Origin of the sequence: Occultella kanbiaonis, assembly GCF_009708215.1 — a bacterium.
GTDB lineage: Bacteria > Actinomycetota > Actinomycetes > Actinomycetales > Beutenbergiaceae > Occultella > Occultella kanbiaonis.
Genome location: NZ_CP046175.1, coordinates 4,473,974 through 4,498,306, shown reverse-complemented (window position 1 = coordinate 4,498,306; position 24,333 = coordinate 4,473,974). Strand labels below are relative to the sequence as shown.

Sequence of the window (24,333 nt, the reverse complement as noted above, 5' to 3'; positions counted from 1 at the left end):
CAAGGGTGTTCCGCGCATCGTTCCTCTGCCAGGATGGCGACCCATGAGCACCCCTCGCACCGATGACGCGGCCGTGGCGTCCGGTCCCCTGGACAAGTTCTTCAAGATCTCCGAGCGTGGTTCGACCGTCGGACGGGAGGTCCGTGGAGGCCTCGTCACGTTCTTCGCGATGAGCTACATCATCGTTCTGAACCCGCTGATCATCGGCACCGTGGCCGACGGCACCGGCAACTTCCTCGGCGGCGACGGGGCGACGTCGGTCGCCAAGGTCGCCGCCGCGACCGCCCTGATCGCCGGCGTGATGTCGATCGTGATGGGGGTGGCCGCGAACTTCCCGATCGCGCTCGCCGCCGGGCTCGGCCTGAACGCCGTGGTCGCGTTCTCGATCGCGATCCTGCCGGACATGACCTGGGCGGACGCGATGGGCATCGTGGTGCTCGAGGGCATCATCATCCTCGTCCTGGTGCTCACCGGGTTCCGGGAGGCGGTCTTCAAGGCGGTGCCGGTGGAGCTCAAGACCGCGATCAGTGTCGGCATCGGCCTGTTCATCGCGTTCATCGGCCTCGTCGACGCGGGCATCGTCCGGATCCCGGCATCCCTGGCCACGCCGGTGGAGCTCGGGATCGGCGGTTCCCTGGTCGGGTGGCCGATGCTGGTGTTCGTGATCGGGCTGATCCTCACGATCGTGCTCTGGGTCAAGAAGGTGAAGGGCGCCCTGCTCATCTCGATCATCGCCGCCACCGTCCTGGCGATCATCATCGAGGCGATCGCGAACATCGGCCCGCAGACCCCGGACGGGTCGAACGCGAGCGGGTGGAAGCTCAACACACCGGCGCTCCCGGATTCGCCCGTCGCGGTCCCGGACTTCGACCTGCTCGGGAACTTCTCGCTGTTCGGGTCGATCGAGAAGGTCGGCATCATCACCGTCGTCCTGCTCGTGTTCTCCCTGCTGCTCGCCGACTTCTTCGACACGATGGGCACGATGGTCGCGGTCGGCAGCGAGGCCGGGCTCCTGGACGAACAGGGCAACCCGCCGCGCACTCGCGCGATCCTCGTGGTGGACTCCATCGCCGCGGTCGCCGGTGGCGCCGGGTCGGTCTCGTCCAACACCAGCTACATCGAGTCCGCGGCCGGTGTGGGTGAGGGGGCCCGGACCGGGCTCGCCTCGGTGGTCACCGGCATCGCGTTCCTGCTCGCCACGTTCCTGTCCCCGATCGTGGACATCGTCCCGTCGGAGGCCGCCACCCCGGCGCTGGTGCTGGTCGGCTTCCTGATGATGTCCCAGGTGACCGGGATCGACTGGAAGAACATCGAGGTCTCCCTCCCAGCGTTCCTGGCGATCATCCTGATGCCGTTCACCTATTCGATCACCGCGGGCATGGGCGCCGGCTTCATCGCCTTCGTCGTGATCAAGATCGCCGTCGGCAAGGCCTCGAAGGTGCACCCGCTGATGTGGGGCGCGGCGATCCTGTTCGTCCTCTACTACATCCGCGGACCGCTGCAGGTCTGGTTCGGCTGACGCGCACCGGATGAGGGCCGGCTCGCTCAGCGGCCGATCCGGATACCGTCCGGACGCCATGCGACGACGACGGCCGGCCGCGGGACGGACGTGCCGCCGTCGGGCCAGTGCGAGAACTGGTTCTCGAACGTGGCGCCGGAGCGCTCACCCGGGTGCTGCACGCAGACCAGCACGCGGGTCTCGGTGACCTTGGGGCCACAGGTCTCCGCGGAGATCGGCACGGTCAGGAACTGCTTGACCTGGCCGCGGTACTCCCCGTCGACGGCGACGCCGAACAGCCCGTCGTTCGTGCCGAGGGCGTTGCCGTCGGTGCTGATCCAGAGGTTCCCGTAGGGGTCGAAGGTGACGTTGTCCGGGCAGGAGATCGGGGACACCTGCGACTTGTCGTACCCGGCGAAGTAGGTGCTCGGGTCGTTCGGGTCCCCGCAGAGCAGGAAGATCCGCCAGTCGAAGGTGTAGGCGCGCGGGTCGTTCCCGGTCTCCATCAGCTCGATGACGTGCCCGTGCCGGTTGGACGAGCGCGGGTTCGTCTCGTCCGGGCCGGGGTTCGTGCCGGTGCCGCGGTTGGTGTTGTTGGTCAGCGCGACGTAGAGCACACCGGTCAGCGGGTTCGTCTCGACGTCCTCCGGCCGGTCCATCTTCGTGGCGCCCACGGCGTCGCCGGCCTGGCGGGTGAACAGCAGCACCTCGACGCCGGTCATGCCCTCCACGTGGGAGTGCGCGCCGGCCTCGTCGCTGGTGACGATCGGGATCCACTCGCCGGCGCCGTCGAACCCACCGTCGCTGGGGAGGGTGCCGGACCCGTCGATCTCCTCGACCGGCGAGTTCCCGTTGAACAGCGCGACGTACAGGGTGCCGTTGTCCAGCAGGGTGGCGTTGTGCTCGGGGTTGTTGCGGCGGAAGGCATCCCGGGAGACGAACTTGTACAGGTAGTCGAACCGCTCGTCGTCACCCATGTAGGCGACCACCTGGTTCTGCCGGCTCAGGTGGATGTTGGCCGCCTCGTGCTTGAACCGGCCGAGGGCGGTGCGCTTGCGGGGGGTGGACTCGGGGTCGAACGGGTCGACCTCGACGATCCAGCCGAACCGGTTCACCTCGTTCGGCTCCGCGCCGAGGTCGAATCGCGGGTCGTACGCCTCCCACTTCCGCTCCGAGGCGCCACCGGGCAGGCCGTAGCGACGCAGCCGCTCGCGGACCACCGGGTCGGTCACCTCGTCCGCTCCTGCGAAGTACTGGTTGAAGTTCTCCTCGGCGGTCAGCCAGGTCCGCCACGGCGTCACGCCGCCGGCGCAGTTGTTCAGGGTGCCGAGCACGGTGCGGCCGTCCGGGTCGGCCGTCGTGCGCACGTGCTCGCTGCCGGCCACCGGGCCGGTCAGCTCGAACGGTGTGGTCGCCGTCAGCCGGCGGTTCAGCCGGTGGTCGACGACGGTGGTCAGCTCGCCGGAGGGGCGACCCTGCGCCGCACCGGTGACGCCGACGACGGTGAGGCCGTGCGCGGCCCAGGCGATCTCCACCTGGTCCTGCGTGGGAGCCGCCGGGTCGTAGCCGGGGAACATGATCTCTTCGTTCGTGTACTCGTGGTTGATCACCATGACGTGCTCGTCGCGGCGGATCTCGAAGAGGTCGAGGTGGTCGTTGTTGTAGCCGAACTGGCGCTCCTGGGCGGCGGCGCTCTGGTTCTCGGGGTCGAACGCCGGCGCGTCCGAGAAGAGCGCGTCGCCCCACCGGATCAGTACCTTCGAGGTGTAGCCCTCCGGCACGCTGACGGCGTGCTCGGAGTTCGGCGGGACGGGCGTGAACGCGAGGCCACGGGCCGCCTGCGCCGGGGCGGCGGCGGCGGGCTGGGCGCCGAGGGTCGCGGCGCCGGCGCCGGCCACGGCCACCACGGCGCCGACCTTGAGCAGGCTCCGGCGGGAGATGCCGGAGGCGATGATGTCGCCGAGGTAGGCGCCTTCGGAGGTGTTCGGCACCTCGTGGAAGCAGGCGTCGCCGCAGCGGTACTTGCAGGTCATGGGGGAGCGGTTGCTGCTGTGGTTCGCGATCAGCGGCAAGAGCTTGCGGGGTGATGTCAACATCGGGGACTGCTCCTTCGCGCAGACGGGGACGCTACGGACGCTAGGACGCCCAGGCGCGGCCCGGGTGAACGGGCCGTGACCAGTGGTTGACCGTTGCGGAACGGCAGAATTACGCACCCTGACGTGCCGCAAATCGGCTGCGGACGCCACCTCCGGCGGAGGTCGAAGTTTACTTAGCCGAACTAATGATCTATACTCGAGTATCGTGACCGACGCGACTCCCACTCCTCCTGCGGGTTCCGCCGTCGGCGGCGCGTCCCTCGGGGGAGCTTCGGCGGCATCTGCGCGCAAGCAACCGTCACGCGGTGACGGCGGCCTCGCCGCCCGGCTGCGGGTGACCCTGCTGCGCACCTCGAGGCGGCTGCGTGCGGAGCGTTCCAACGCCGTCAGCGAGGCACAGGGAGCGGTGCTCGGCGGCCTGTTCAACCTGGGCCCGCAGAGCCCGAGCGCCCTCGCCGAGCGCGAGCACGTGAGCGCGCCCACGATGACCCGCACGATCCAGACCCTGATGGACCTCGGCATGGTCACCAAGGCGGCCCACCCGGGGGACAAGCGACAGGTCGTCGTCTCGCTCACGGAGGCGGGCGAGCAGCACATCATCGCCACGCGGCGCCGTCGGGACCAGTGGCTCTCCCGACGGCTCGCATCCCTGACGCCCGCCGAACGGCAGACGCTCTCCGACGCCGAGGAGATCATGCGGAGGATCTACACCCAGTGAGCGCGATGTTCGCCTCGATGAGGCACTACAACTACCGGCTCTGGTTCGCCGGTGCCCTCGTGGCCAACGTGGGCACCTGGATGCAGCGGATCGCCCAGGACTGGTTGGTCCTGACCGAACTGTCCGACGACTCGGGCCTCGCCGTCGGGATCGTCACCGGGCTGCAGTTCGCGCCGTCGGTGCTGCTCAGCCCGTACGCCGGCCTGCTCGCGGACCGGATCGACCGGCGCAAGTTGCTCATGGCAACGCAGGGCATCCTCGGTCTGCTCGCGGTGGCTCTCGGTGCGCTCGTGCTGTTCGGGCACGCCGAGCTGTGGCACGTGTACGTGCTGGCGACCCTGCTCGGGGTGGCGAGCGCGTTCGACGCCCCGGCCAGGCAGACGTTCGTCTCCGAGCTCGTGCCGGCCAGCGGGCTCGCGAACGCGGTCGCCCTGAACAGTGCGTCGTTCAACGCTGCCCGGCTGATCGGACCCGGCGCGGCCGGGCTCCTGATCGCACTCGTCGGACCGGGCTGGGTGTTCATCATCAACGCGGTCTCGTTCGCCGCGACCATCTTCGTGATGGCGATCATGCGTACCGCCGAGCTGCACGTGTCGCCACGGATCGCGCGCGCCAAGGGGCAACTGCGGGCCGGGATGGCCTATGTCCGGCACCGCAGCGACATCATGATGATCATGATCGTCGTGTTCGTGGTGGGCGGACTCGGCCTGAACTTCCAGCTCACCTCCGCGGTGATGGCCCGGATCGAGTTCGGCAAGGACGCGAGCGAGTACGGCATCCTCGGCTCGATCCTCGCGATCGGGTCGCTCGCCGGCGCGCTGCTCGCCGCTCGGCGCAAGCAGCCCCGGGTGCGCAGCGTGATCGCCGCCGCCGCGCTGTTCGGAGTGTTCTCCGGCCTGATGTCGCTCGCGCCCACCTATGAGCTCTTCGCGCTCGCGTGCATCCCGGTGGGCTTCTTCTCCATCACCATGCTCACGACCGCGAACGCCGCCATCCAGATCGGCACCGACCCCGCGATCCGGGGCCGCGTGATGAGCCTGTACGTGGTGGTGCTGTTCGCCGGGAACCCGATCGGCTCCCCGTTCGTGGGCTGGGTCGCCGAGGCCTGGGGGCCGCGCTGGTCCATCGGGATCGGCGCGATCGCCTCGGTGCTGGTGGCCGCGGCGGCCGCGTTGTGGGCGCACCGGAACTGGCAGATCGAGGTGTCCTACCGGCTGCGCCGCCGCCCGCACCTGATCCTCACGAACGCCGAGGAGCGCGCCGCCCGCGAACGCGCCCGCGTGGAGGTCGCCTCCCAGCAGGCCACCGACGGCGGCCAGGCCGCGTGACCCAGCGCACGGGTTTGATGATGCGGCTGACGGCGTGGTCGATGTAGTCACCCAGCCGTCGAGGTAGGCGGTTGTTCATGACTAACTCGAGGGCCAGGTGACTGGGTCGGCGGCGCAGCGAGTTCGCGCGGTCCATCTCCGGCCGGTAGCCGTCCACGGATTGGACGGCGCCTGCTCCGCGGTACAGGTTCGGGGCTAGGGTGGCCGTGACATAGCCCCCGGGGAGCGCGTTGGCGCTGAGAGTGCGGTCGGTACACCGGCCGCAGACCCGAGGAACCTGAACTGGTTAGCACCAGCGTAGGGAGTAGGGCAGTTGTCGGGCACGACCCGTGCCGGAGGTCTCCGACGTGGGTTGGGCCCGGCGTCGTGCACTCGCCGGGGGTCCTTCGACGAGAGGACCCGACGATGCCCGAAGTCACCAGCCCCTTCACTCCGCCCGCACCCGCCACCGCCGCCGCCACGGCACCGACCAACGGCTCCATCCCCGCCGCCGGCACGTCCGCCGAGGCGTCGCCCACCCCGGGCGCGTACGGCGTCGGTGCCCGGTTCACGCTGCTTCCGCTCACGGATCGGTTCGTCGAGGTCATCATCGATGCCCTCGCCGTGGACCGTCCGGCCGGGCTCGAGGTCGTCACCGACGACGTCTCCACGTTCGTACGTGGCACCGAGTCCGATGTGGTCGGCTACCTCACCGCGGTGATCGCGCGGGCCGGGCGCACCGGCGTGCACACCGTGGCCCAGGTGCTGCTCTCCCGCGGCTGCCCGGGCGAGGTCGCCTGCGAGGTGGCCGACGGCGTCGCGTTCGCTCCGGAGCGGCTCGCGCCGATCCCGCCCACCGGTCTGCGCGCCGCCGCGCACTGGTCGCTGTACCCCCTGCACGACGGTCCCGACGGCGATCACATGAGCGCCATCTACGCCGCCATCGACGACGCCCGCGAGCGGGGCACGCTCACCCGCAGCGAACACTTCGCAACCCGCCTCGACGGCGACCTCGCCGACGTGCTCACCACCATCGGGGACGCCTGGCTCACCGTCGGCCGGTCCGTCCGGCATGTGGCCACGCACGCGACCATCTCGCTGAACTCGCCCAGCTCGCCGAGCACTGCGGGCGACCGATGAGCGCGCGAACCGAAGGCCCACGCCGGGACGCCCAGGGCCAGAACGCCCCGAAGCAGGGCACCCCACGCCCCGACCCCACCGCGCCCCGCCGGGCCCCGATCACCCTGCACGACCTGGTCCTCCTCGCCGCCCTCGCCGTCGTCTTCGGCTTCCTCTACTGGGCCCTCGTGCAGCTGTGGGGCTGGCTCCAGGTGGCGATGGGCCCGTTCGGCGATCTCGCCCAGAACGCCCTCGCCGGCGGCTGGATGGTCGTCGCCCCGCTCGCGGTCTACATCGTCCGCAAGCCCGGCGTCGGCATCGTCGTCGAGATCATCGCCGCGATCGTCGAGGTGGTGTTCCTGGCCTCACCGGTCGGACCGATGCTGCTCCTGGTCGGCCTGATCCAGGGCGTCGGCGCCGAGCTCCCGTTCGCGCTCACCAGGTACCGCCGGTACGGCTGGGGCGTGTTCCTGGCCTCCGGGATCAGCGCAGCCCTGTTCAACCTGGTGCTCGGGATGGTCCGGTTCGGATGGGCCGGGCAGGACTTCTTCGCGCTGCGCGTGGGCCTGCAGTTCGCCAGCGGCATCCTGCTCTGCGGGCTCCTCGCGAAGCTCATCGGGGACGCCCTGCTGCGCACCGGCGTGCTGGACAACTACGCCATCGGGCGGGCCCAGCGCAGCGCCGCCCGCACCCGCTGATGACGGCCGCGCCCGCGTCCGCCGCGGATCGCCGCACGCCGCCCGAGCCCTCGGCCGCGGTCACCGTGCGGGACCTGCGGGTGCACTACCCGACGGCGTCCGCACCGTCCCTCGCGGGCGTGGACCTGGACGTGCCCGCCGGGCAGCGGCTGTTGCTGATGGGCTCGTCCGGGTCCGGCAAGAGCACCGTGCTACGGGTCCTCGCCGGGGTGGTCCCGGGCACCATCGATGCCGACGTGACCGGCCGGGTCCGCATCGCCGGCACCGACCCGACCACCACCCCCGTGCCGGTCCTGGCCGGGCGGGTCGGCACCCTCACGCAGGACCCCGCGGACCAGCTGTGCCTGCCCACGGTCGTGGACGAGGTCGCGTTCGCCTGTGAGAACCGAGCGGTGCCGCCGGCGCAGATCGGCTCCCGGGTGCGTGCGGCGCTCGCGGCGGTCGGTGCCTCGGACCTGATCGGGCGACGCACCGGCGAGCTCTCCGGCGGGCAGGGTCAGCGGGTCGCGCTCGCGGCGGCCCTCGTGGCGCGTCCGGAGGTGTTGCTCCTCGATGAGCCGACGGCGCTGCTCGACACCGCGGCCGCCCGGCGGATCGGCGCGCTCCTCGCGGCACCCGGACCCGCACAGATCCTCATCGAGCACCGCCTCGACGAGCTGGGGCGGCTGCCCGAGCTCGTGGTCGTCCTCGATGACGCCGGCCGGGTCCGGGCCGCCGGGCCGACGCCGCAGGTCCTGCGCGAGCACGGCGTGGCCCTGGCGGGCGCCGGGGCGTGGCTCCCGGCCGGGATCGAGGTCGGCCTGGCGCTTGGCCGCGAGGTCGCACCCGGGCGTGCCGCGCTGCGCGCGGGTCTGGTGGAGCTGATGGCCCGACGGCGGAGCGTGCGCCGGTCGTCATCGGCACCACGGTCGTCGGCACCGTCGGCGTTGTCCGCGTCGGCACCGTCGGCACCGTCGTCGTCGGCTCGCGCTGGAGGGGTCGTCCTGCGCGCCCGCGGGCTCGGCGTGCGCCGCGGCGCGGCGCAGGTCCTGACCGACGTGGACCTGGACGTGACCCGCGGCCGGATCACCGCCGTCGTCGGGGTGAACGGGTGCGGCAAGTCGAGCCTGCTGCTCGCCCTGGCCGGACTGCTGCCGTTCACCGGCACGATCGACGGGCCACCGGCCGGCCTGGTGTTCCAGAACCCCGAGCATCAGTTCCTCGCGCGCTCGGTCCGGGCCGAGGTCGCGCACGGGGTGCGTCCGCCAGGTTCGTCGGTTCCGGTGCGCCCGCCAGGTTCGCCGGGTCCGCCCGGTTCGGCGGGTCCGGCACCGGCGCTCGCGAACGCCGCCGGCACCGTCGACCCCGCCGATGTCGTCGACGCCGTTCTGGCGCGCTACCACCTGGGCGCGGTGGCCGACCGGGACCCGTTCCGGCTGTCCGGCGGGCAGCAGCGGCGGCTCTCCCTGGCGGCCATGGCCGTCTGCGAGGACGAGGTGTTCCTCGCCGACGAGCCGACGTTCGGCCAGGACCGGGTCACCACCGCCGCCGTCGCCCGTGCGTTGCGTGGGCTCGCCGACGACGGGCGCGGCGTGGTCCTGGTCAGCCACGACCTGCGCCTGGTCGCCACCCTGGCCGACGAGGTGGTGGTCCTCGCCGATGGTGGGGTCCTCGCCCGGGGCGGCGTCGACGACGTCTTCACAGGCCCGGCGCTGGAGCGGGCCGGCCTCGCACTGCCGCCGCTGCTGGAGGGCTGGCGCGGCAGCGGCGTGGCGCTGCGGCATCTGCTCGAGACCCTCGACGAGGCTCTGAACCTCGGACCCGGGGCCGTCGCGTGAGCGCGGCCGCGTTCGGGCGACCGCTCGACGTCGACTCTGCTCTGCACCGGCGCGACCCGGCCGTCAAGCTCGCCCTCGTCCTGGTGATCTCGGCCGTCGTGACCGGTGTCTTCGACCCGTGGACCCCCACGGTCCTCTACCTGCTCGCGGTGCCGGCGGTCATCCTGGCGGGGAGGATCCCGCTCGGCACCATGGCGCGGGCGCACCTGCCGTTCGCCCTCTTCGGGCTCAGCCTGTTCACGGTCAATGCGCTGACCCGGCAGGGGCAGGTCGTCTGGTCGTTCGGGCCGCTCGACGTGACGGCGCCGGGGCTCGAGATCGGGATCTCGCTGGCGGTCCGGACGCTGCTCATCGGCACGCTGTCGCTCGGCTTCGTGCTCACCACCGACGGTGCCCGGCTCATGACCAGCCTGCATCAGCACGTGCGGCTCAGCGGCGCCTTCGCCTACGCGGTGCTGGCCGGGTACCGGCTCCTCGAACAGTTGCCGCAGCAGTGGCAGACGATCCGGCAGGCACAGGCGATGCGGCGCCAGCGGTCACCAGAGGCCCGGTCGCGACCCGCCGAGCGGCCGATCGCGCTGCCCCGCTCGCCGCGCGCCCTCGCCCGCGCGTCGTTCACCCTGCTGGTGACGACCCTGCGCCGCGGGGAGCGGATGTCGATCGCGCTCGAGACCCGCGGGCTCGGCGCCGGACGCCGCACGATCCACGACCCGGCCCGGCTCACCCCGGGTGACGCGGTCCTCACGGTGGTCGCGCTCGCGACGGTGACGGCGGTGCTGCTGGTGACCTGGCGCCTCGGCCTGCTGGCCGGGTGGGGCGCCCTCGGGGTGTTCGGCTGACGAGCCTAGAAGTCCCGGATCCGGACCAGCGGACCGGTCATGAAGCCACCGTCGACCGGCAGGTTGACGCCGGTGATCCAGGACGCGTCGTCCGAGGCCAGGAACGCGACGGCGGCCGCTACCTCGTCCGGCTGGCCCACCCGGCCCATCGGGTAGAGCTGGGCCATCTTGTCCAGTGTCTCGAGCTGCTCGGGGCCGCCCTCGGTCCAGTTCCTGGTCACGATGGTGCCGGGGGAGACCACGTTCGAGCGAACCCAGCCCGAGCCGCCGCCGACGGTGCCCTGCACCTTCGGCCCGTACTCCACCGCAATGTTCAGGGACGCGTTGATCAGGGCGGCCTTGGCCGCCGAGTACGGCACGTCACCGACCGCCGTCATCCCGTTCACCGAGGCGATCGAGATGATCCGGCCGCCGCCGGCGGCCCGCAGCAGCTCGGGCAGACACGCCTGGATGCACCGCACCGCACCGCGCAGGGTGGGAGCGACCTGCCGGTCCCACTCGGCGTCGTCGACGTCCTCGAGCGGGATCCCGCCGGCCACCCCGACGTTGTTCACGAGGATGTCGATGCCGCCGAACTCCTCGACCGCCGCGGCCACCGCCGCGTCGATGCTGTCCCGGTCGGTGACGTCCATCCTCAGGGCGAGGCCGCCGTCGCCGAGCCCGGAGACGACGGCCTGCACGGCGGGCAGGTCCACGTCCACGCCGACCACGCCCGCCCCTTCGGCCGCGAGCCGGCCGGCGATCGCCGCGCCGATGCCGTGCCCGGCGCCGGTGACGAGGGCGACCCGCCCCGTGAGGCCGCGCATCAGCGGTGCTCGATCACGTAGTCGATGCACGCCGTCAGGGCCGCGACGTCGGCCGGGTCCACCGAGGGGTACATGCCCACCCGGAGCTGGTTGCGGCCGAGTTTGCGGTACGGCTCGGTGTCGACCACGCCGTTCTCCCGGAGCGTCGCCGCCAGTGCGGCGGCATCCACGCTCGGGTCGAACTCGATGGTGCCGACCACGGGGGAGCGGGCCTCGACCGCCGTCACGAACGGTGCGGCGTACTCCGAGGACTCCGCCCAGCCGTACAGGGTCGCAGCCGACGTGGCGCTGCGGTGGGCCGCGGCGGCGAGACCACCGGAGTCCAGGAGCCAGTCCAGTTGCTCGGCCATCAGCACGAGCGTAGCGATCGCGGGGGTGTTCAGGGTCTGGTTCTTGCGGGAGTTCTCCACGGCCACCGGCAGGGACAGCGACTCCGGCACCCACCGGCCGGCCAGCTCGGCGACCCGCTCCAGCGCGGCGGGGGACAGCAGCGCGAACCAGAGTCCGCCGTCGGAGCCCATCGCCTTCTGCGGCGCGAAGTAGTAGGCGTCACTCTGGCCGACGTCCACGCCCACCCCACCCGCGGCGGAGGTCGCGTCCACGAGCATCAGGGCGTCGGTGCCCGGCAGCCGGTGCACGGGCGCGAGCACGCCGGTGGAGGTCTCGTTCTGGGCCCAGGCATAGGAGTCGACGGCGTCGCTCGGCCTGGGCAGGGCGACCTCGCCCGGGCCGGCCTCGACGATCTCGGGCTCGGCCAGGAACGGTGCGCGGCTCGCGGCCGCCGCGAACTTGGCACCGAACTCGCCGGTGGCCACATGCTGCGAACGCTCCCGGATCAGCCCGAACGTGGCGGCGTCCCAGAAGAACGTGGCGCCGCCGTTGCCGAGGACCACCTCGTAGCCGTCGGGCAGGTCGAACAGGGTGGCCAGGGACTCCCGCACCCGGCCGACCAGGGACTTCACCGGCGGCTGCCGGTGCGAGGTGCCGAGCACCGTCGTGCCGAGGGCGGCAAGGGCGTCCACCTGAGCGGGCCGGATCAGGCTCGGACCGCAGCCGAAGCGGCCGTCGGCGGGCAGGAGGTCGGCGGGGATGGCGAGGGTGCTCACGCCCCGATCATTCCAGGTCCGGGCGGGCGCCAGTCACGCGTTCGCGGCTCGTCGTTCCTGGTGCACCTGGGTGATGTGGGCACTCCAGCCGGCCAGCCGGGCACACGCGAACATCGCGGTGAACATCCGGGCCGGGACCCGTGCCGAGTCGAGCAGTAGCCCCGCCCAGAACATCACGTGGTCGCCGCGGTCGGTGGGCAGCGGCAGGCCCCGGTCGGCGTACTCGGCCCGGGCCGCCTCAGCGACCGCCGTGGCCACCTCGAGCCGCTCGATGTTGAGGTCCGCGGCAACCTGGCGCAACGCCGTCACCCGGGGGTCGGCCCCGGTGTAGCCGGAGTTGCCGAAGCCGAACAGGGTGCCCGCCTCGAAGGCGGCCCGGACGGCGGCGCGTGCGTCGCCGAGCTCCTCGGCGGCGTCGACGACGCCGAGCGAGCGAGCCGTGGCGCCGCCTCCGATCGGGCCGCTGGAGGCGGCCACCGCTCCGGACAGGCACGCGGCGGCATCCGCCCCGGTCCCCGCGATCAGGCGGGCTGCGCGGGTGGAGGTGGCCAGCCCGTGCTCGGCCAGGGCCACCCAGCAGGCGTTGATCGCCGTCGCCTCCTGCTCGGGCACCTCGCCGTGCCAGGTCATCAGGAACCGTTCGGCCAGGCCGCCGGCGCCGACGATCTCCCGCCGGCCGATCGAGGGCAGGTCCTCGCTGCGGGCGGACTGCGCGAGGAACGAGAACGCCATCGCGGAGGCGCGGGCGAGATCGGTGCGCAACCGGACGCCGTCGACGTCCGTGAGCGGCAAGAAGCCCCAGACCGGAGCCAGCGCGGCCAGCGCCGCCTGCAGGTCGACCCGGTGGTCCCCGGTGCGCACTGGCAGCGGGAACGACTCGGCCGGCGCCAGCGCCGCGCCGTCAAGGGTGCCGTCCACGAGCAGTGCCCAGACCTGCCCGTACGGATGCCTGCGGACCAGGTCGCCGACGTCGAGACCGCGGTATCGGAGCCCGGCGGTGGGGTCCACGGTGGAGATCGGGGGTATGACACTCATCACGGTGAAGGGTAGGTGATCGCGGGCGTCCCACGGACCAGTGCCGACCGCCGCCGGCGTCGTGACCGGTCGGGTCCGAGGGCCGATCTCGTGCGGCAGCGACTAGGGTGAGTCGAGATTCTGGAGCAAGGGGATGGATAGGACGCCATGGCCGATCTGATCGACACCACCGAGATGTACCTGAAGACGGTTTTCGAGCTCATCGAGGATGGGATCGTGCCGTTGCGAGCCCGGATCGCCGAGCGACTGGGCCACTCCGGCCCGACCGTCTCCCAGACGGTCGCACGGCTGGAACGGGACGGTCTGATGGTCGTCACCGGGGACCGACACCTGGAGCTGACCGAGGAGGGCATGGCGCGCGCCACCCGGGTGATGCGCAAGCACCGCCTCGCGGAGCGCCTGCTCACCGACGTGATCGGGCTGGACTGGCCGCACGTGCACGAAGAGGCGTGCCGCTGGGAGCACGTGATGAGCCGCCAGGTGGAGGAGCGTCTGCTCACCCTCATGGACCACCCGGACCACGACCCGTACGGCAACCCGATCCCCGGGCTGGAGGAGTTCGGCGACGCGAAGGTCCCGATCGATCTCGGCGTGGCGCTCGCGGACGCCGCCCGTGACGAGCCCACCGAATTCGTGCTCTCCCGCATCGGGGAGCCCCTCCAGGTGGACGTGGAGCTGCTCGCGCGGTTCGGCGAGGCCGGCATGCGTCCCGGTGCGACCCTGACCTCGCAGCGGCGGCAGGACGTCATCACGGTCAGCGTCGACGGCGCCGAGTACGCCCTCGACCTGCCCGAGGAGACCGCGCGGCACCTCTTCGTGAAGGTCGGCAAGTAGGGCCGACGGGGCGTCGCGGATGCACGTTGGGACACACTTCGTGATCAGAACGTGACAATCGCCGGGAGCGTCATGTAGCCTCAACCTCGCTCGACGAAACCCTCCTTCGGCGAGTACCTCGGACGGAACGCCTAGCCCTGTCACCGAACGAGGTTCCCGTATCAGTAGAGACAGGGACGGGGGACCCAATCCTTGTGGAGTTCGCAGCAGATGAACTCCTTGGGGTGAAGTCCCGCCGGACTGTGAGGTCCGGCAGACCGGGTGATCTCCCACCCGAACCCGACAGCTCACCTCGTAGGCGTCAGGAGAGGTACCACATTGACTGAATGCATCGCAGGCGCCCGGCACCGAGCCGCACGCCGCCCCGTCACCCCCTTGACCACGTTCGGTCAGGCCGTAGCGGGGACCGTCGGTCGCCGCGCCGTCGCCGCCGTGGCCTCCTCGGGGATCATTCTCACGCTGAGCGCCTCGGCCGGCATCGCCGCCCCGAACAACGTCGCTCCCGTCCAGGCCGCGAACCTGACCGCCGCCGCCGCAGCGAACCTCGACTCCCCGGGCACCACGTCCGAGGTCGTCACCGTCGCTGCTGACGCCGCGTGGTCGTTCACTGCTGTCGAGGCGACCTCAGAGGCCGCTCCGCCGCCGCCCCCGCCGCCCGTCGTGGTCACCCCGACCGCCCGCACCACGGCGTCGGAGAGCCAGGCGTCGCGGAGCACCGAGCGTGAGGCCGTCGAGGAGGCGCCCGCCGCCGCCGCCCCGCAGGTGACGTCGGCGTCCGCCGCCGCCGTGGTCGACATCGCCTACCGCTACATCGGCACCCCGTACGTGTACGGCGGGGGCACGCCGTCCGGGTTCGACTGCTCCGGGTTCACGTCCTACGTGTTCGCCCAGGTGGGCATCAGCCTGCCGCGCAGCTCCTCCGCCCAGCGCAGCGCCGGCACCATCGTCTCGGCCGCCGAGGCGCAGCCCGGTGACCTGATCTGGTGGCCCGGCCACGTCGGCATCTACCTCGGTGGCGACCAGCACATCGCCGCGCGGAACCCCGGCACCCCGCTGACCGCGGGCCCGATCTACCGCGCGAACCCCACCTTCATCCGGGTTCTCTGAGCCCGATCCCCGCCACGACTGGCCCGCCCCCGATCAGGGGGCGGGCCAGTCGTATTTTCCGGGCCGGTTAACTTCTCGTTTCAGTTCGCCGATCACGCGTGGGCAAGGCTGCGTGGTGCGCGCGGACGGGGCACAATGGTCAAAGAGATTCCCAAGGGACGGCGGTGAAGCGGTCATGGAACACGAACAGGTGGTCCTTGTCGGCGTGGATGGCTCAGCGGCGAGTCTGAACGCTCTGGACTGGGCGGTCGCCCAAGCGAAGCGGGTCGGTTGGCGGTTGCACCTGGTGTGTGCGTACGCTCTGCCGACGTTCGCGGCTGCCTCGCTCGACGGCGGTTACGCCACCCTGGACGACACCGCGATCCGCGAGGGTGCGCAGGCCGTCCTCGATGAGGCGATCGAGCGCGTCAGCGGTCGTGGAGTGGACGTGACCAGCGACCTCGAGACCGGTGACGCGGCGGGCGTGCTGGTGGACCTGACCAAGCAGGTGTGCCTGGCGGTGGTCGGCACCCGGGGCACGAGCGGGTTCGCCGAGCGCATCCTCGGCACCGTCTCCTCGGCGCTGCCGGCGCACGCGCACTGCCCCACTGTGGTGGTGCCCCTGCGCGAGGGGGAGGAGACCCCGATCCCGGTCAAGCGGATCGTGGTGGGCGTCGACGGTTCGGATTCGGCCAAGGTCGCCCTGACCCGGGCCATCGAGGAGGCCGAGGTCTGGGGCGCCGAGCTGACGGCGGTGGTGGCCGTACCGATCGGGGCCGGCGCCGGGCTGCTCGGCTGGTTGCCCGCGTCCGTGGACCGGGAGGGGGTGCTCGCCGACGTCAAGGAAGGACTCAACGTCGCCGTCGACCACGCCCTCGAGGGCCGTGACCTGACCGTGCGCCGCCACGCCCTGGACGGCAACGGCGCCGCCCTGCTCTCGGAGTTCTCCACTGCCGTCGACCTGGTCGTCGTCGGCTCGCGCGGGCGTGGCGGCTTCGCCGGGATGCTGCTCGGCAGCACCTCCCAGCAGGTGCTGCACCACTCGGCGTGCCCGGTGATGGTCGTGCCGACACGGGTGGCGGACGAGGGCCTGCCGCCGATCGCGATGGGCTGGAAGCGCCGGCCCTGACCGGCACCGGGTTCTGAGCAGCCCCGGGGCCGGACCGGCCCGAGGCCCCGTCAGCACTCGGGCCGGCCGTCTGGCCCCCTCACGCGCGAAGGGCGGCCGTGAGTGCGTCCATGACCTGGTGCAACTCGTCCTCGGTGACGCACAGGGGCGGCGCGAACCGGATCGTGTTGCCGTGGGTCTCCTTGGCGATCACGCCCCGCTCGGCGAGCCTGATGCTGACCTGGCGCCCGGTCAGGTTCGCAACGTCCACGCCGATCCACAGCCCGAGGCAGCGGACATCGGTGAGCAGCCCCTCGGCCACCAGGTCCTTGGCCCGGTCGGCGAGGATCGGGCTCAGCGAGCGGGCCCGCTCCTGGTAGTAGCCGGTGCCGAGGATCTTGGTGACCGCGAGGCCGACGGCGCAGGCGAGCGGGTTGCCGCCGAAGGTCGACCCGTGCGTCCCCGCGGTGACGACCTCGATCACGTCCCTGCGGCCGACCAGCGCCGACGTCGGGATGATGCCGCCGCCGAGCGCCTTGCCGAGCGTGGTCAGGTCCGCCCGCACGCCGGACAGGTCCTGGGTGAGGGTGGCCCCGGTGCGGCCGAGCCCGGACTGGATCTCGTCCAGCACCAGGAGCACGTTCGCGGCCGTGCAGGTGGCCCGGATCGCCTCGAGGTAGTCCTCCGGCGGGATGATCACCCCGGCCTCGCCCTGCACGGGTTCGACGAGCACGGCCACGGTGGTCTCGTCGATCGCCTCGGCCACGGCGGCGGCGTCCCCGTAGGGCACCACCCGGAACCCGGGCGTGTAGGGGCCGAACCCCTCCCTGGCCTCCGGGTCGGTGGACATCGAGATGATCGTCGTGGTGCGGCCGTGGAACGCGTTCGCGGCCACGATGATCGTGGCGTCGTAGCGCGGCACGCCCTTGACGTCGTAGCCCCACTTGCGGGCCGTCTTGATGGCGGTCTCCACCGCCTCCGCGCCAGTGTTCATCGGCAGCAGCATCTCCGTGCCGGTGAGCGCGGTGACGGCCTCGGCGAACGGGAGCAGGCGGTCGTTGCCGATCGCGCGTGCGGTGAGCGTGACCCGGTCCAGCTGGGCGTGCGCGGCCGCCGTCAGCTCGGGGTTGCGATGCCCGAAGTTCAGGGCCGAGTACCCCGCGAGGCAGTCGATGTAGCGGTTGCCGGCGGTGTCGGTGATCCACACGCCGTCGCCGTCGGCGATGTCGATGTCGAGCGGGGCGTAGTTGACCGCGAGGGCGCTCATGCCGCGATCACCTCGGTGTCTCGGTGCGTCGGCGCCGGCGCGTGGTCGGTGACGCGGTAGCGGATCGGACGGCGGACGCCGGCGTGCGCGGGTGTGCACGTCCGGTCGTGGCGGTGCTCTTCATCGAACCTCCAGATGGGTGAGCGGAAGTCTCGCCATTCTCACATGTTGAGACATCCCGCGGCTAGCGATCGGCGTCACGATGCGCCGCGAGCTCGCCCGCCTGCGCCGACCGTGCTGTTGCCCCCGGTTCCGGTCGCGGTCCAACGTGGGAAGCGCGCGCTCGACGCGCCGTCACGTATGGGCGGGGCCGAGGCCGGGGCCGGGGGCCGGGGCCGGGGGCCGGGGGCGGGGGCCGGGGCCGGGGGTCGTTGGGGGCGGCAGGCCTCAGTTGCGCTCGGTGGCCTCCGCGAGCAGCCGCAGGGCCCGGGCCGTCATCAGTCCCAGCAGTGGGCGCACGAGTGCCTCGGCCGGCCGCCACGGTGCAACGAGCCGCACGTCCTCGCTCCAGTCGACGCGGGCCGTCGTCGGCCCGAGGGCCGTGACGACGATCTCGGCGGTGCCGAGTAGCAGCGGACCGGTCTTGCGGTAGACGGCCCGCCCGACGGGGGCGACGGCGGAGCCCAGGTCCGCGACGCCGTCGGGCCTCTCGTAGTGGGTCAGCAGCATGACGTCCCGCAGCACCCACGCGGACGTGGCGACCACCCGGTCGCCCACTCGGGGCCGGCGGGCCGGCGCGCAGATGCGCGTCAGCGGGATCAGGCGCTCGTGGTTGGCCAGCGCCGTGACCCGGTCGAACAGGGCCGTGGCGTCCAGGCCGATCACGCGGGAGGTGACGGTGGCGGGCACGGCCCCACGGTGTCACACCACACCGGTGCCCGCTTCGCTTCGAAGCCCGCCGGGCCGGTAGTCTTCCACCTTGGGCCCCCGTAGCTCAGGGGATAGAGCAACCGCCTCCTAAGCGGTAGGTCGCGCGTTCGAATCGCGCCGGGGGCACCAGGGTCCGGGTGCGGGCGCAGCCACATCCAACCAGGAACCTTTTGACTGGGTTCGCGAGCGAGTTCCGACCTCCAGATCCGAAGTGGATGGAGTCATCCATGCAGTGGCTCACCACGGGTCGCTGATCGTCACCGGGGCGACGATGTTGATCCAGGCGGTCGCGCGGCCCTGCCACGAGTCAGGGCGTTCACCTCGGCCCGGACGACCTATATCTGTCCTGCTTCCGGCAGATCCACGCCGGCCACTCGTTTGTGTCTAGTCAAGTGGACACTTGATTGTCTAGGCGATTAGACTATAGTCATGGTCAGTGGCACACGATCTGCGGATCAGGTTCTGAAGGCGGCTCGGAAGGCTGCCAAGTCGCTCGGGTACACCGTGTCGAAACTCCCGAAGCGCGGCAAGGGCTCCCATACCATCTGGGCTGTACTCGACCAGGACGGGAACGAGGTGGGGCGCGTCGCGCTCACCGGACACTCGGGACAGATGACCAAGATCGTGACTCGATCAAACGAGAAGGCCCTAGAGGGCATCTTCGGAGAAGGGTGGTTGGACAAGTGACCGTGACCTACAAGGTCGACGTCTCCCGCGAGGGGCGCTACTGGGTCGCCGAGGTTGAGGGCGTCCCGGGAGGGGCTACCGAGGTTCGTCGGCTCTCCGAGCTCGACGATGAAGTGCGTGACTTGGTCTCCGGGTTGCTGGACGTTGATCCAGATGACGTGGCTGTGCAGTACGACTTTCGCAAGGCGCTCGGTGACGAGGCCGCGGCTGCCTGGCAGGTCTTCGAGCGTGAGCGTGACGAGTTGTACGCGAAGCGCAAGCAGTTCGAGGACGATCGCGCCACGGCCATTCGGGCCCTTCATGATCAGGGCGTCTCCATGCGCGACACCGCACAACTTGTCGGCCTTTCACACCAACGAGTCTCGCAACTGCTGGACGCCTGACCACCCGTCGCACTGCCGCGCCCCTTCATGAGGTGAGCGGGGCAGCGCCGTGCAGCATGTGGGCGCGGTCAGCGGCGGGCCAGTGCCCCGGCCAGATCCTCCAGCCGTTCTCGGGTACCGACCCAATCTCCGAAGTGGACCGCGACCCGCTCCGCCCCCGCATCCGCGTACGCGGCAACCTCCGCGGCGATCTGCTCGACCGGTGCGGCACCGTCCCAGCCGAGCCGCAGCGCGGCCACCACGTCACGGTCGCCCGCGAGGTCGGCGAGCCGGTGCGCCCGTTCGGCGAAGGCGGCAGGGCTCGCGGGGATGCCCTGCCAGATGTCGGCGTACTTCGCGGCACGTCGCAGCGCCGCGTCGCTGTTGCCGCCGACCATGATCGCCACCCCGCCCTCCGGAACCGGGGCGAACACCCCGTGCTGATAGGAGAACCGTCGGGCCTGATAGGGCGCGCTGCCGGCGTCGAACAGGTGGCGCAACAGGGCCAGCACGTCATCGGTGATCGCGCCGCGGTCGCGGAACACGGCGCCGACGGCGTCGAACTCCTGCTCGCTCCAGCCGACCCCGACGCCCAGCACGACCCGCCCCGCCGAGAGGCGGTGCAGTGTGGCGACCTGCTTGGCGAGGACGAACGGGTTGCGCAGCGGGGCGACCAGCACCGAGGTGCCCAGCCGCAGGCGCTCGGTGACGGCGGCCAGATGCCCTATCGTGACGAGCGGCTCGTACACGCCGCCGAACGTCGCGCCGTACTCACCGGGCGGCAGCACATGGTCGGGCAGCCACGCGCAGGTGTATCCGAGATCCTCGGCCGCGCGAGCCAGGTCGACGAGCGTGCTCACCGACATCGTCGGCGACTCGTCGGGCAGCACCACTTCGAGCTCCATGTCAGAGGCGAACCGCGCCCGCCCGAGGCCTATTCCGGGGCACTACCGTGGAGCCTGTGAGCAGCTGGGATCCGGGCGCCGGGGTGGTGGAGTTCCCCGATGGTCGCCGGGTCCGCGGGACCGGCTGGCGCCGACCCCGCGGGGACGTGCCCGTCCCGGACTTCGCCGTCTACCTGCTGGGGCGCGATCCCCGGCTCGAGGGCTGGCCGTACCGGTGGGTCCGCTGGCGTGACTTCGGCCTGCCCGCGTCCACCGAGGACGCCCTGGATGCCCTGCGCGAGGCCCACCGACGAGCGGCCTCGGAGCGGGTCGAGATCGCCTGCGGTGCCGGCGTCGGCCGGACCGGGACGGCTCTGGCCGTGTTGGCGATCGAGGCCGGGATGAGCACCGAGGATGCCGTGGGCTGGGTGCGCGAGCACTACCACCCACGCGCCGTGGAGACCCGCAGGCAGCGACGCTGGCTCACCGAGGTCGCGAGGCTGACCGAGTAGCGCACACCGCATCCACCGACTGGTTGATGCCCGCACCCACCGGACCGCCGTCGGTCTCTGGCCGGGAGGTCGATCCGGCGCGCCGCGACGTCCAGCACCGTTGAGGCATGGCAATCATCGAGGTGGACCACCTGCTCAAACGCTACGGCCCGCACACCGCGGTGAACGGCGTCAGCTTCGCCGTCGAGCGCGGTGAGATCTTCGGGATCCTCGGCCCGAACGGGGCCGGGAAGACCACCACCGTGGAGTGCATCGAGGGCCTGCGCACGCCGGACGCCGGCACCATCCGGGTCTGCGGGATCGACCCCCAGGGCGGCGACGGCGAGCTGCAGCACGTCCTCGGCGTCCAGCTGCAGGAGAGCGAACTACCGGACAAGCTGACCGTCGGTGAGGCGATGGCGCTGTACAGCTCGTTCTATCGCGACCCGGTCGACTGGCGGGAACTGATCGGCGCCCTGCACCTCACCGACAAGGTGGCGACCCAGTTCCGGCACCTGTCCGGCGGCCAGAAGCAGCGCCTGTCCATCGCGCTCGCGGTGGTCGGCGACCCGAAGGTGGCGGTCCTGGACGAACTCACCACCGGCCTTGACCCGCAGGCCCGCCGCGACACCTGGGACCTCATCGAGACCATCCGCGACCGAGGCGTCACGATCCTGCTGGTCACACACTTCATGGAGGAGGCCGAGCGGCTCTGCGACCGGATCGCCCTGATCGACTCCGGGCGGCTCATCGCCCTCGACACCCCGGCCGGCCTCATCGAGCGGGCCGACGGCCGGCAACGGATCCGGTTCCGACCGTCGGCGCCGCTGGACGACGCCCTGCTGACCGCCCTGCCCGAGGTCGTCTCGGTCGAACGGGCCGGCCCCAGGGTCCTCGTGACCGGCACCGGCGACCTCCTGCTCGCCGTCACGACCGTGCTGGCCCGTCACCAGATAGTCGCCGCCGACCTGCGGGTCGATCAGACAACGCTGGATGACGCGTTCGTCGCGCTCACCGGCCGCCCCATCCACGACTGAGGAGACCACCGTGTCCGCCCTGCTCAGACTCACCGCGACCGAGACGAAACTCTTCCTGCGCGAGCCGATCAGCGTGATCTTCGCGCTCGCACTGCCCCCGGTCCTGCTCATCATCCTCGGCGCAGTCCCGGCGTTCCGCGAACCAGATCCCGACCTCGGCGGCCTCCGGGTGATCGACCTGTACACGCCGCTGGTGGTCGCGATGGCCATCGCCACGGTGGCGCTCACCAGCCTCCCGCTCCAGCTCGCGACCTACCGTGAGAAGGGCGTCCTGCGGCGGATGCGCACCACCCCGGCCCGGCCGGCCCTGCTGCTCGGCGCGCAGCTGCTGATGTCCGCGCTGATGTCCCTGGCCACCACCGTGGTGGTCCTGGTCATCGCTCGACTCGTGTTCGCCGTGGAACTGCCCGGCAACCCGGTCGCGTATCTGGTCGCATTCGCGCTGGCCACGGTCTCGATGCTGGCGATCGGGCTGCTCGTGGCAGCGCTCGCGCCGGGCGGCGCGGGCGCCAGCGCCATCGGCCTGGTGCTGTTCTTCCCGCTCCTGTTCTTCGCAGGCCTGTGGATCCCGCGCGAGTCGATGACCGGTGTGCTCCGCACCATCTCCGACGCGACCCCGTTGGGCGCCGGCGTACAGTCGCTGCAGGACGCGACCGGAGGGGACTGGCCGCAGTTGCTGCTCGTCGCCGTCATGCTGGGGTGGGCGACCGTGGCCGGCGCACTGGCCGCGCGGTACTTTCGCTGGGAGTAGGGGCGCGGGGAGTAGACGATGAGCATTGAGGCCGAACTGCGCCGGGAGTCCGCACGCGTGGAGCGGCGCGAGCGGGCCGTGATGAGGGTGCTCCCGTACGCCCTGCTGACGGTCAGCACGGTCATCGCCCTGATGGGGCCGGTCATCGTGCCGGCAGTGCTCGGCCTCACCGCGGTGGTCGCCGGCTGGCTGGGTTGGCTCGGTCACCTGGATCGCGGACCCGACCCCGACGCCCGCCTGCTGGGCCTGTACTACGTCGGGCTGATGGTGTGGTGCGCCGCCCTGGTGGTGCTCGCGCCCCCGTACGGGATCTTCGCCTTCGTCGGCTTCGTTCACGCCTTCGAGTACCTGCGTGGCCGCTGGCGGTACGTCGGGGTGGTCGCCACGTCGCTGATCATGGCCGTGACCTACGTGGGCGGCGTGTCGAACATCGTCGCAGGCGATTGGTGGCTGTGGGCCGCGGTCAGCATGGTCAGCGTCGGGCTGTCCTTGACCTTCTTCCACGTCGCTGCCAGCACCGACCAGCATGGCCGGCGGCAGCAGCGGGCGCTCGCCGAGCTGCACGAGGCCAACGAGCGCCTCGAGGCGGCATTGGCGGAGAACGCCGGCCTGCATGCGCAGCTCCTGACCCAGGCGCGGGAGGCGGGCGTGCTGGACGAACGGCAGCGGATGGCGCGAGAGATCCACGACACCCTGGCGCAGAGCCTGGCCGGGATCCTCACGCAGCTCCAGGCTGCGGAGCAGACGATGGATCGACCGGACGCGGTGCGCCGGCACGTGACGAACGCCGTGACGCTCGCCCGGGAGAGTCTCACCGAGGCGCGTCGCACGGTCCATGCGGTCGAGCCGCACGTGCTCGTGGGCGCCCGGCTTCCGGACGCCATCGACGACGTGGCGGCCCGGTGGTCGCAGGTGCACCACGTCGAGGCGGCGCTGACCATCACGGGCGATCCCCGCCCGATGCATGTCGACGTCGAGCTGACCCTGCTGCGCGCCGCGCAGGAAGGGCTCGCGAACGTCGCCAAGCACGCCGCGGCCACCCGGGTGGGCCTGACCCTGTCCTACATGGAGGACCTGGTCACGCTCGACATCCGGGACGACGGCGTCGGGTTCGATCCTGGCGCCGCGCGCCCCGACGGCGCCGGGACCGGCGGGTTCGGGCTCGCCGGCATGCGGCAGCGGGTGCAGCGACTCGCCGGTCGCCTCGACATCGAGTCCGAGCCCGGTGGCGGCACCGCGGTCTCGGCCACCGTCCCCGCGATCCCGGCGGGCAGCGCGCGATGATCTCGCTGCTGATCGTCGACGACCATCCCGTGGTGCGGGACGGACTGCGCAGCATGTTCGGCGCCGACCCGCGTTTCGACGTGCTCGGCGAGGCCGGCGACGGCGCCGAGGCGGTCGCCGCGGCCGAGCGGCTCGGGCCGGACGTCATCCTGATGGACCTGCGGATGCCAGGCACGGACGGGGTGGCCGCCATCAGGGAACTCGCCGAGCGGGGGGTTCCGGCCCGGGTGCTGGTGCTCACCACCTACGACACGGACGCCGACATGCTGCCCGCGATCGACGCCGGCGCGACCGGCTACCTGCTCAAGGACGCGCCGAGGGAGGAACTGTTCCGGGCCGTCGAGGCCGCCGCCGCGGGCCGGGCGGTCCTCTCGCCCGCGGTGGCGACCAGGCTGATCGGACAGCGCCGCCGGCCCGCGTGGGATCCTCTCTCGCAGCGCGAGCTGGAGGTGCTCGAGCTCGTCGCCGGCGGCTCCTCCAACCGGGACGCGGCGCGGGCGCTGTTCATCAGTGAGGCGACGGTCAAGACGCACCTCCTGCATGCCTACGCCAAGCTCGGCGTCAATGACCGGGCGGCCGCCGTCGCCACAGCGTTCTCCCGTGGCTACCTGACCCCCCGGGAGTGAGTGCAGG

The 24,333-nt window shown here is 71.7% G+C and carries 24 protein-coding genes, 1 tRNA gene and 2 riboswitches; of the genes, 18 read left to right on the top strand and 7 right to left on the bottom strand.

Going from position 1 to position 24,333, the window contains the following annotated elements; translation table 11 throughout:
* Positions 1 to 43 precede the first annotated feature (43 nt).
* The gene (locus GKS42_RS20685) at positions 44 to 1,519 is read left to right on the top strand and encodes an NCS2 family permease (protein WP_154795540.1); all 1,476 of its coding nucleotides are present in this window, start codon (positions 44 to 46) and stop codon (positions 1,517 to 1,519) included.
* A gap of 26 nt (positions 1,520 to 1,545) precedes the next feature.
* On the opposite strand, the gene GKS42_RS20680 is transcribed toward GKS42_RS20685, so the two are convergent.
* Entirely contained in the window at positions 1,546 to 3,594 is a 2,049-nt protein-coding gene (locus tag GKS42_RS20680) for a PhoX family protein (RefSeq protein ID WP_154795539.1), read from the bottom strand.
* Positions 3,595 to 3,799: 205 nt separating this feature from the next.
* Here GKS42_RS20680 and GKS42_RS20675 point away from each other — a divergent pair, with 205 nt between their 5' ends.
* The 6 genes from GKS42_RS20675 (at position 3,800) to GKS42_RS20650 (ending at position 10,092) form a co-directional block, all read left to right on the top strand.
* A complete protein-coding gene (locus GKS42_RS20675; protein WP_154795538.1) occupies positions 3,800 to 4,312 on the top strand; it encodes a MarR family transcriptional regulator in 513 nt (170 codons plus the stop codon).
* Positions 4,309 to 5,640, top strand: a complete 1,332-nt coding sequence (locus GKS42_RS20670) for an MFS transporter (RefSeq protein ID WP_154795537.1) — start codon at positions 4,309 to 4,311, stop codon at positions 5,638 to 5,640. The genes GKS42_RS20675 and GKS42_RS20670 overlap by 4 nt, the downstream gene beginning before the upstream one ends.
* 209 nt (positions 5,641 to 5,849) lie before the next feature.
* Positions 5,850 to 5,963, top strand: a riboswitch (TPP riboswitch).
* A gap of 82 nt (positions 5,964 to 6,045) precedes the next feature.
* The gene (locus tag GKS42_RS20665; RefSeq protein ID WP_154795536.1) at positions 6,046 to 6,759 is read left to right on the top strand and encodes a YkoF family thiamine/hydroxymethylpyrimidine-binding protein; all 714 of its coding nucleotides are present in this window, start codon (positions 6,046 to 6,048) and stop codon (positions 6,757 to 6,759) included.
* The gene (locus tag GKS42_RS20660) at positions 6,756 to 7,436 is read left to right on the top strand and encodes an ECF transporter S component (protein ID WP_154795535.1); all 681 of its coding nucleotides are present in this window, start codon (positions 6,756 to 6,758) and stop codon (positions 7,434 to 7,436) included. The genes GKS42_RS20665 and GKS42_RS20660 overlap by 4 nt, the downstream gene beginning before the upstream one ends.
* A complete protein-coding gene (locus GKS42_RS20655; RefSeq protein WP_154795534.1) occupies positions 7,436 to 9,253 on the top strand; it encodes an ABC transporter ATP-binding protein in 1,818 nt (605 codons plus the stop codon). Before GKS42_RS20660 ends, GKS42_RS20655 begins: the two co-directional genes overlap by 1 nt.
* Positions 9,250 to 10,092 (top strand): energy-coupling factor transporter transmembrane component T family protein, encoded by an 843-nt coding sequence (locus GKS42_RS20650; RefSeq protein WP_168217925.1) that lies wholly within the window; start codon positions 9,250 to 9,252, stop codon positions 10,090 to 10,092. The genes GKS42_RS20655 and GKS42_RS20650 overlap by 4 nt, the downstream gene beginning before the upstream one ends.
* A gap of 5 nt (positions 10,093 to 10,097) precedes the next feature.
* Here the strand turns inward: GKS42_RS20650 and GKS42_RS20645 are convergent, their stop codons facing one another.
* The 3 genes from GKS42_RS20645 to GKS42_RS20635 are packed head-to-tail and all read right to left on the bottom strand — an operon-like array spanning position 10,098 to position 13,039.
* Positions 10,098 to 10,898 (bottom strand): SDR family NAD(P)-dependent oxidoreductase, encoded by an 801-nt coding sequence (locus GKS42_RS20645; protein WP_154795533.1) that lies wholly within the window; start codon positions 10,896 to 10,898, stop codon positions 10,098 to 10,100.
* A complete protein-coding gene (serC, locus tag GKS42_RS20640; RefSeq protein ID WP_154795532.1) occupies positions 10,898 to 12,004 on the bottom strand; it encodes a phosphoserine transaminase in 1,107 nt (368 codons plus the stop codon). The genes GKS42_RS20645 and serC overlap by 1 nt, the downstream gene beginning before the upstream one ends.
* Before the next feature lie 33 nt (positions 12,005 to 12,037).
* Entirely contained in the window at positions 12,038 to 13,039 is a 1,002-nt protein-coding gene (locus GKS42_RS20635; RefSeq protein WP_154795531.1) for a citrate/2-methylcitrate synthase, read from the bottom strand.
* A gap of 147 nt (positions 13,040 to 13,186) precedes the next feature.
* Here GKS42_RS20635 and GKS42_RS20630 point away from each other — a divergent pair, with 147 nt between their 5' ends.
* The 3 genes from GKS42_RS20630 (at position 13,187) to GKS42_RS20620 (ending at position 16,088) form a co-directional block, all read left to right on the top strand.
* Positions 13,187 to 13,873, top strand: coding sequence for an iron-dependent transcriptional repressor DtxR (locus GKS42_RS20630; RefSeq protein WP_154795530.1), 687 nt, complete (start codon positions 13,187 to 13,189; stop codon positions 13,871 to 13,873).
* A gap of 131 nt (positions 13,874 to 14,004) precedes the next feature.
* Positions 14,005 to 14,188: riboswitch (cyclic di-AMP (ydaO/yuaA leader) on the top strand.
* Positions 14,189 to 14,248: 60 nt separating this feature from the next.
* Positions 14,249 to 14,980, top strand: coding sequence for a C40 family peptidase (locus tag GKS42_RS20625; protein WP_232847776.1), 732 nt, complete (start codon positions 14,249 to 14,251; stop codon positions 14,978 to 14,980).
* A 175-nt stretch (positions 14,981 to 15,155) separates the two neighbouring features.
* Positions 15,156 to 16,088, top strand: coding sequence for a universal stress protein (locus GKS42_RS20620; RefSeq protein ID WP_154795529.1), 933 nt, complete (start codon positions 15,156 to 15,158; stop codon positions 16,086 to 16,088).
* A gap of 79 nt (positions 16,089 to 16,167) precedes the next feature.
* On the opposite strand, the gene rocD is transcribed toward GKS42_RS20620, so the two are convergent.
* Positions 16,168 to 17,334: an ornithine--oxo-acid transaminase gene (rocD, locus tag GKS42_RS20615; RefSeq protein ID WP_154795528.1), complete on the bottom strand. Its 1,167-nt coding sequence runs from the start codon at positions 17,332 to 17,334 to the stop codon at positions 16,168 to 16,170.
* 387 nt (positions 17,335 to 17,721) lie between these two features.
* On the bottom strand, positions 17,722 to 18,183 hold the full coding sequence (locus GKS42_RS20610; RefSeq protein ID WP_154795527.1) for a hypothetical protein: 462 nt from the start codon (positions 18,181 to 18,183) through the stop codon (positions 17,722 to 17,724).
* A 74-nt stretch (positions 18,184 to 18,257) separates the two neighbouring features.
* Here GKS42_RS20610 and GKS42_RS20605 point away from each other — a divergent pair.
* From GKS42_RS20605 to GKS42_RS20595, 3 genes are all read left to right on the top strand, one after another.
* Positions 18,258 to 18,333, top strand: a tRNA-Arg gene (locus GKS42_RS20605).
* A 300-nt stretch (positions 18,334 to 18,633) separates the two neighbouring features.
* Positions 18,634 to 18,891 (top strand): hypothetical protein, encoded by a 258-nt coding sequence (locus GKS42_RS20600; protein ID WP_154795526.1) that lies wholly within the window; start codon positions 18,634 to 18,636, stop codon positions 18,889 to 18,891.
* Positions 18,888 to 19,274, top strand: a complete 387-nt coding sequence (locus tag GKS42_RS20595; protein ID WP_154795525.1) for a MerR — start codon at positions 18,888 to 18,890, stop codon at positions 19,272 to 19,274. The genes GKS42_RS20600 and GKS42_RS20595 overlap by 4 nt, the downstream gene beginning before the upstream one ends.
* Positions 19,275 to 19,342: 68 nt before the next feature.
* Here GKS42_RS20595 and GKS42_RS20590 read toward each other — a convergent pair whose 3' ends face one another.
* Positions 19,343 to 20,158: a TIGR03619 family F420-dependent LLM class oxidoreductase gene (locus GKS42_RS20590; RefSeq protein ID WP_154795524.1), complete on the bottom strand. Its 816-nt coding sequence runs from the start codon at positions 20,156 to 20,158 to the stop codon at positions 19,343 to 19,345.
* Positions 20,159 to 20,214: 56 nt separating this feature from the next.
* On the opposite strand from GKS42_RS20590, the gene GKS42_RS20585 reads away from it, so the two are divergent.
* The 5 genes from GKS42_RS20585 (at position 20,215) to GKS42_RS20565 (ending at position 24,326) form a co-directional block, all read left to right on the top strand.
* Positions 20,215 to 20,649, top strand: coding sequence for a protein-tyrosine phosphatase family protein (locus tag GKS42_RS20585; protein WP_154795523.1), 435 nt, complete (start codon positions 20,215 to 20,217; stop codon positions 20,647 to 20,649).
* 107 nt (positions 20,650 to 20,756) lie between these two features.
* The gene (locus GKS42_RS20580; protein ID WP_154795522.1) at positions 20,757 to 21,665 is read left to right on the top strand and encodes an ABC transporter ATP-binding protein; all 909 of its coding nucleotides are present in this window, start codon (positions 20,757 to 20,759) and stop codon (positions 21,663 to 21,665) included.
* A gap of 10 nt (positions 21,666 to 21,675) precedes the next feature.
* Positions 21,676 to 22,416: an ABC transporter permease gene (locus tag GKS42_RS20575; protein WP_154795521.1), complete on the top strand. Its 741-nt coding sequence runs from the start codon at positions 21,676 to 21,678 to the stop codon at positions 22,414 to 22,416.
* 18 nt (positions 22,417 to 22,434) lie between these two features.
* Positions 22,435 to 23,700: a sensor histidine kinase gene (locus GKS42_RS20570; RefSeq protein WP_154795520.1), complete on the top strand. Its 1,266-nt coding sequence runs from the start codon at positions 22,435 to 22,437 to the stop codon at positions 23,698 to 23,700.
* The gene (locus tag GKS42_RS20565; RefSeq protein ID WP_154795519.1) at positions 23,697 to 24,326 is read left to right on the top strand and encodes a response regulator; all 630 of its coding nucleotides are present in this window, start codon (positions 23,697 to 23,699) and stop codon (positions 24,324 to 24,326) included. The genes GKS42_RS20570 and GKS42_RS20565 overlap by 4 nt, the downstream gene beginning before the upstream one ends.
* The last annotated feature ends 7 nt before the right edge of the window (positions 24,327 to 24,333 follow it).

Excerpts from the sequence above, each read along its gene's own strand:
- GKS42_RS20685 (WP_154795540.1), top strand. The coding sequence starts at position 44 with ATGAGCACCCCTCGCACCGATGACGCGGCCGTGGCGTCCGGTCCCCTG.
- GKS42_RS20680 (WP_154795539.1), bottom strand. The coding sequence starts at position 3,594 with ATGTTGACATCACCCCGCAAGCTCTTGCCGCTGATCGCGAACCACAGC.
- GKS42_RS20665 (WP_154795536.1), top strand. The coding sequence starts at position 6,046 with ATGCCCGAAGTCACCAGCCCCTTCACTCCGCCCGCACCCGCCACCGCC.
- GKS42_RS20660 (WP_154795535.1), top strand. The coding sequence starts at position 6,756 with ATGAGCGCGCGAACCGAAGGCCCACGCCGGGACGCCCAGGGCCAGAAC.
- GKS42_RS20655 (WP_154795534.1), top strand. The coding sequence starts at position 7,436 with ATGACGGCCGCGCCCGCGTCCGCCGCGGATCGCCGCACGCCGCCCGAG.
- GKS42_RS20645 (WP_154795533.1), bottom strand. The coding sequence starts at position 10,898 with ATGCGCGGCCTCACGGGGCGGGTCGCCCTCGTCACCGGCGCCGGGCAC.
- GKS42_RS20635 (WP_154795531.1), bottom strand. The coding sequence starts at position 13,039 with ATGAGTGTCATACCCCCGATCTCCACCGTGGACCCCACCGCCGGGCTC.
- GKS42_RS20630 (WP_154795530.1), top strand. The coding sequence starts at position 13,187 with ATGGCCGATCTGATCGACACCACCGAGATGTACCTGAAGACGGTTTTC.
- GKS42_RS20620 (WP_154795529.1), top strand. The coding sequence starts at position 15,156 with ATGGAACACGAACAGGTGGTCCTTGTCGGCGTGGATGGCTCAGCGGCG.
- rocD (WP_154795528.1), bottom strand. The coding sequence starts at position 17,334 with ATGAGCGCCCTCGCGGTCAACTACGCCCCGCTCGACATCGACATCGCC.
- GKS42_RS20600 (WP_154795526.1), top strand. The coding sequence starts at position 18,634 with ATGGTCAGTGGCACACGATCTGCGGATCAGGTTCTGAAGGCGGCTCGG.
- GKS42_RS20590 (WP_154795524.1), bottom strand. The coding sequence starts at position 20,158 with ATGGAGCTCGAAGTGGTGCTGCCCGACGAGTCGCCGACGATGTCGGTG.
- GKS42_RS20580 (WP_154795522.1), top strand. The coding sequence starts at position 20,757 with ATGGCAATCATCGAGGTGGACCACCTGCTCAAACGCTACGGCCCGCAC.
- GKS42_RS20570 (WP_154795520.1), top strand. The coding sequence starts at position 22,435 with ATGAGCATTGAGGCCGAACTGCGCCGGGAGTCCGCACGCGTGGAGCGG.
- GKS42_RS20565 (WP_154795519.1), top strand. The coding sequence starts at position 23,697 with ATGATCTCGCTGCTGATCGTCGACGACCATCCCGTGGTGCGGGACGGA.